The following is a 5,225-nucleotide window of genomic DNA, read 5'->3' as shown; positions in this document are numbered from 1 at the left end:
TGCACCAGCTCAACACCCCGCAGTTTCCCTGGACCGCTTTTACGATCGTCCTTCTTATCGGCGTGCTGGCGGCGGTCATTGGCACCCGAATCGTGCAACTGCGGATGAGGCGGTCAGCAACGTCTGCGAAAGACGCTGGAGCACCCGCCGAAGAAGCTGGACAGAGCGTCTAACTCGCATTATTCGGCTCGTGTCGCATAGCAGCGACACCACTACCGCCGCTGCGAGCAAACCAGTGATGTCACTGTTGGGTCACAGTTGTCGGAAGAACACACTTGTAATTTGTTACTAAAGTTTCCATTGGGTCAGATGTGACTTACGGTGCAAAGGATGCTTTTGATTTAAATCGCGCTTCCAGTGATTACTGGGGGCGTGACCTACCAGCGCCCTCCGCCCGCGTTGAGCCATAGGAGATCCAAGTCGCATGAGACGCAACTGCCGCGGCTCGTCTGTCCGACTGGCCGCCAAGCTCACCCGCCGCATCGCTCCGGTCGCGCTGAGCTTGGTAATGGCGCTGTGCATCCCCGGGCTCGCCAATGCCGACCCCGGCGCCGAGCCGAACACTATGGCCAAACTGATCGCCGACGTCGCTTCGGCCAACCAGCGTCTGCAGGACCTCGGCGCCCAAATTCAGACCGAGGAGGAGAGCGTCAACAAGGCTGTCGTCGATGTCGAAACCGCGCGCGACAATGCCGCGGCCGCGCAACAGAACGTCGAGGCCAGCCAACAGGCGGTCAAAGATGCCAACGCCGCAATCGCCGTCGCCCAGAAGCGATTTGATCGGTTCGCGGTTGCCAGCTACGTCAACGGTCCGTCCGACAGCTACCTCAAGGCGACCAGCCCTGAGGACATCATCGCGACCGCGGCCGCGGGCCAGACCCTGGCCACCAGTTCTCGGCAGGCGATGGACAACTTGCAGCGGGCCCGCACCGAGCAGGTGAATAAGGAGTCCGCCGCGCGGCTGGCCAAGCAGAAGGCCGACAAGGCTGTCGTCGACGCCCAATCCAGCCAGAACGCAGCGGTGGCGGCCCTAACCGACGCCCATCGCAAATTTGGCGAACAGCAACAAGAAATCACCCGACTGGCCGACGAACGTCATGCGGCCCAAGTCAGACTCGACGCCGCCCGCAAGTGGTCGGCACCCGCGGGCGGACCGGGTGCCGGGCCGCGGGCGGCGTCGTCCCACGGCGACCGGTGGGATCCGGCGGCTCCCGGGGCGCCCAGCCGGCCCCAGGGCAACGGCGGCAATTGGGACGGCGAATGGGATCCCACCCTGCCGATGGTGCCCAGCGCCAATGTCCCGGGTGACCCGATCGCGGTCCTCAACAAGGTCCTCGGGATTTCGGCGACCTCTTCGCAGGTCACCGCCAGCATGGGGCATAAGTTCCTGCAGCAGATGGGCCTGATCGCGCCCGACGCCCCCGATTCCGGCATCACCAACGGCCGGATCCCCCGGGTGTATGGCCGCCAGGCATCGGAGTACGTGATTCGTCGCGGGCTGTCGCAATTGGGTGTGCCGTATTCGTGGGGCGGGGGCAACGCCGCCGGGCCGAGTAACGGCATTGGATCCGGCTCCGACACAAACGGTTTCGACTGCTCTGGTCTGGTGCTCTACTCGTTCGCCGGGGTCGGGATCAAGTTGCCGCACTACTCGGGTTCGCAGTACAACATGGGCCGCAAGATCCCGTCGTCGCAGATGCGCCGGGGTGACGTGATCTTCTACGGCCCCGGCGGCAGCCAGCACGTGACGATCTACCTCGGTCAGGGTCAGATGCTCGAGGCGCCCGACGTTGGGTTGAAAGTCCGGGTCGCACCCGTTCGCACCAGCGGTATGACGCCCTATGTAGTCCGCTACATCGAGTACTGACGCGTGAAGGGATCTATGCGCCGCTGGTTGAGAAACGCCAACGGGTTACGTCGGGCCGGGCCGGTCTGGCCGATTCTTGCTGCGGTCGCTCTGGTGATCGGCCTGGCCGATCCGGCGAATGCCGAGGACGGCGGGTGGGATCCCACCCTGCCGTCGGTGGTCAGTGCGGGCGCACCGGGCGACCCGGTCGCCATCGCGAACCAATCGCTGCAGGCCACCGCCAACGCCACCCAGACCACGCTTGATCTAGGGCGGCAGTTCCTCGGCGGCCTCGGCCTCAACCTCGGAGGCGGCGGCGGTGGCGCTGGCACCAGTGCCAACGGCATACCGCGGGTCTACGGGCGGCAGGCCGTCGAGTACGCGATCCGTCGGGGATCGTCGCAGATGGGCGTGCCCTATTCGTGGGGCGGCGGCACCCTGAATGGCCCCAGCAAAGGCGTGGACTCCGGTGCCGGCACCGTTGGGTTCGACTGCTCGGGACTGGTTCGGTACAGCTTCGCCGGGGTCGGTGTGCTGATCCCGAGATTCTCAGGTGACCAGTACAACGCCGGGCGCCACATACCGCCGTCGCAGGCCAAGCGCGGTGACCTCATCTTCTACGGCCCGGGCGGCAGTCAGCATGTCACCATCTACTTGGGCAACGGTCAGATGCTGGAGGCGTCGGGCAGCGCCGGCAAAGTCACCGTCAGCCCCGTGCGGAAAGCCGGGATGACGCCCATGTTGACCCGGATCATTGAATACTGACGCGTGGCCTGCATCGTCGCTAAGCGGTAGTCACGTCGACGGAATCCCAGTGGCCTGGAATAGTTGAGCAAGGGCACGCCGCTGCCCCGCGACGTTCGTCGTGCGACAGTCGTGTCTGATCGAGTTTTGGAGGGTTGAGCCGTGGAGGGTAATCGATGACATCAGCAGGTGGGCCGCCCCCGGGCGCCAGCGATTACTCGGGTCAGGGCGGACACCCGACCGCTCCTGCGCACGCCTCGCCGTCCGGCGGCGGCAACGGGCTGGCCGCCGAGGTGCACACCCTGGAACGGGCCATCTTCGAAGTCAAGCGGATCATCGTGGGCCAAGACCAGCTCGTGGAGCGGATGCTCGTCGGCCTGCTGTCCAAGGGCCACGTGCTGCTCGAGGGTGTGCCCGGCGTGGCCAAGACGCTGGCCGTGGAAACGTTCGCACGGGTGGTCGGCGGGACGTTCGCACGCATCCAGTTCACGCCGGACCTGGTGCCGACCGACATCGTCGGTACCCGCATCTACCGGCAGGGCAAGGAGGAGTTCGACACCGAGCTGGGCCCGGTGGTGGTCAACTTCCTGCTCGCCGACGAAATCAACCGGGCCCCGGCGAAGGTGCAGTCGGCGCTGCTGGAGGTCATGCAGGAACGCCAGGTGTCGATCGGTGGCAAGAGGTTCCCGCTGCCCAACCCGTTCCTGGTGATGGCGACGCAGAACCCGATCGAGCATGAGGGCGTCTACCCGCTGCCGGAGGCGCAGCGGGACCGCTTCCTGTTCAAGATCAACGTCGGCTACCCCACACCGGAGGAAGAGCGGGAGATCATCTACCGGATGGGTGTGCGGCCGCCAGAGCCCAAGCAGATCCTCAACACCGGTGACCTGCTGCGGCTGCAGGAGATCGCCGCGAACAACTTCGTTCACCACGCGCTGGTGGACTATGTGGTGCGCGTCGTCACCGCCACCCGTTATCCCGAGCAGCTCGGCATGAACGACGTCAAGAGCTGGGTCTCGTTCGGCGCCTCACCACGCGCGTCACTGGGCATCATCGCCGGTGCGCGCTCGCTGGCTTTGGTGCGCGGCCGCGACTACGTGATTCCGCAAGACATCGTCGAGGTCATTCCGGACGTGCTGCGGCACCGGTTGGTGCTGACCTACGACGCACTGGCCGACGAGGTCTCGCCGGAGATGATCATCAACCGGATCCTGCAGACGGTGGGCATGCCACAGGTGAATGCCGTTCCGCAACAGGGCCATTCGGTACCTCCGGTGATGCAAACCGCGGCGGCTAGCGGTCGGTGACCGATTCAGATTCGCGCGCGGGCACGCATCCGCCGTCGTTTCAGCGTGGGCAGATCGACGATCCGAAACTGTCGGCGGCGCTGCGCCAGCTGGAGTTGACGGTCAAGCGCAAGCTCGACGGTGTGCTGCACGGTGACCACCTCGGCCTGATCCCGGGTCCGGGATCTGAGCCGGGGGAGTCCCGCGAATATCAGCCCGGCGACGACGTCCGCCGGATGGACTGGGCTGTCACCGCGCGCACGATGCACCCGCACGTTCGGCAGATGATCGCCGACCGCGAGCTGGAGACCTGGATGGTGGTCGACATGTCGGCCAGCTTGGACTTCGGTACGACGGTCTGCGAGAAGCGTGACCTGGCGGTGGCGGCCGCGGCCGCCATCACGTTCCTCAACAGCGGCGGCGGAAACCGGCTCGGCGCATTGGTTGCCAACGGCGAGAAGATGATTCGTGTCCCTGCGCGCTCTGGACGCCAGCACGAGCAGACAATGTTGCGCACCATCGCCACCATGCCGAAGGCGCCGGTAGGCGTGCGCGGCGACTTGGCGGTTGCCATCGACGCGTTGCGTCGTCCGGAACGCCGCCGCGGGATGGCCGTGATCATCAGCGACTTCCTCGGCCCGATCAACTGGATGCGTCCGTTGCGGGCGATCGCTGCGCGCCATGAGGTGCTGGGCATCGAGGTGCTCGATCCCCGCGACGTCGAGTTGCCCGACGTCGGCGATGTGGTCTTGCAAGACGCCGAATCCGGTGTGACCCGCGAGTTCACCATCGACGAGCAGCTGCGTGACGACTTCGCCAAGGCGGCCGCGGCTCATCGCGCCGACGTGGACCGCACGATGCGCAGCTGCGGAGCGCCGCTGCTGTCGCTGCGCACCGACCGGGATTGGATTGCCGACATCGTCCGCTTCGTCGAATCCCGCCGGCGCGGGGCACTGGCGGGTCGCCAGTGACCTCAGCGCGCTCACAAATCAAGACGGGTCGCCTATGACGCTGCCGTTGCTCGGGCCCATGACGCTGTCCGGTTTCGCCCACGCGTGGTTTTTTCTGTTCCTGCTGGTCGTATTGGGCCTGGTTGCGCTGTACATCATCGTCCAGGTGGCCCGGCATCGCCGGATGCTGCGCTTCGCCAACATGGAACTTTTGGAAAGCGTCGCGCCCAAGCAGCCCACGCGGTGGCGTCACCTGTCGGCCATCCTGCTGGTCTCGGCGTTGGTGCTGTTCACGATCGCGATGGCCGGACCCACCCACGATGTCCGAATTCCGCGCAACCGTGCGGTCGTCATGCTGGTCATCGACGTTTCGCAGTCGATGCGGGCCACCGACGTCGA

Annotated in this window: 6 protein-coding genes; all 6 read left to right on the top strand. The window is 65.7% G+C overall.

Annotated features, from left to right (window positions below; all coding sequences use genetic code 11):
• Positions 1–173 (top strand): DUF6676 family protein (locus WBF82_RS02140; RefSeq protein WP_424381454.1); only part of this gene is annotated, 173 nt, incomplete at its 5' end.
• A 251-nt stretch (positions 174–424) separates the two neighbouring features.
• Entirely contained in the window at positions 425–1,867 is a 1,443-nt protein-coding gene (ripA, locus tag WBF82_RS02135) for an NlpC/P60 family peptidoglycan endopeptidase RipA (RefSeq protein ID WP_424381453.1), read from the top strand.
• A 15-nt stretch (positions 1,868–1,882) separates the two neighbouring features.
• Entirely contained in the window at positions 1,883–2,611 is a 729-nt protein-coding gene (ripB, locus tag WBF82_RS02130; RefSeq protein WP_424381452.1) for an NlpC/P60 family peptidoglycan endopeptidase RipB, read from the top strand.
• 155 nt (positions 2,612–2,766) lie between these two features.
• Positions 2,767–3,897, top strand: a complete 1,131-nt coding sequence (locus tag WBF82_RS02125; protein ID WP_424381451.1) for an AAA family ATPase — start codon at positions 2,767–2,769, stop codon at positions 3,895–3,897.
• Positions 3,894–4,847: a DUF58 domain-containing protein gene (locus WBF82_RS02120; RefSeq protein WP_424381450.1), complete on the top strand. Its 954-nt coding sequence runs from the start codon at positions 3,894–3,896 to the stop codon at positions 4,845–4,847. The genes WBF82_RS02125 and WBF82_RS02120 overlap by 4 nt, the downstream gene beginning before the upstream one ends.
• Before the next feature lie 34 nt (positions 4,848–4,881).
• Positions 4,882–5,225: BatA domain-containing protein (locus tag WBF82_RS02115; RefSeq protein ID WP_424381449.1), on the top strand; the 344-nt coding region annotated here is incomplete at its 3' end.

The sequence above is a fragment of the Mycobacterium sp. genome (assembly GCF_049673265.1).
Taxonomy (GTDB): Bacteria; Actinomycetota; Actinomycetes; order Mycobacteriales; family Mycobacteriaceae; genus Mycobacterium.
The sequence above is the reverse complement of the archived record's forward strand: the minus strand, read 5'-3'. Positions and strand labels throughout refer to the sequence as shown.

Excerpts from the sequence above, each read along its gene's own strand:
- ripA (WP_424381453.1), top strand. The coding sequence starts at position 425 with ATGAGACGCAACTGCCGCGGCTCGTCTGTCCGACTGGCCGCCAAGCTC.
- ripB (WP_424381452.1), top strand. The coding sequence starts at position 1,883 with ATGCGCCGCTGGTTGAGAAACGCCAACGGGTTACGTCGGGCCGGGCCG.
- WBF82_RS02125 (WP_424381451.1), top strand. The coding sequence starts at position 2,767 with ATGACATCAGCAGGTGGGCCGCCCCCGGGCGCCAGCGATTACTCGGGT.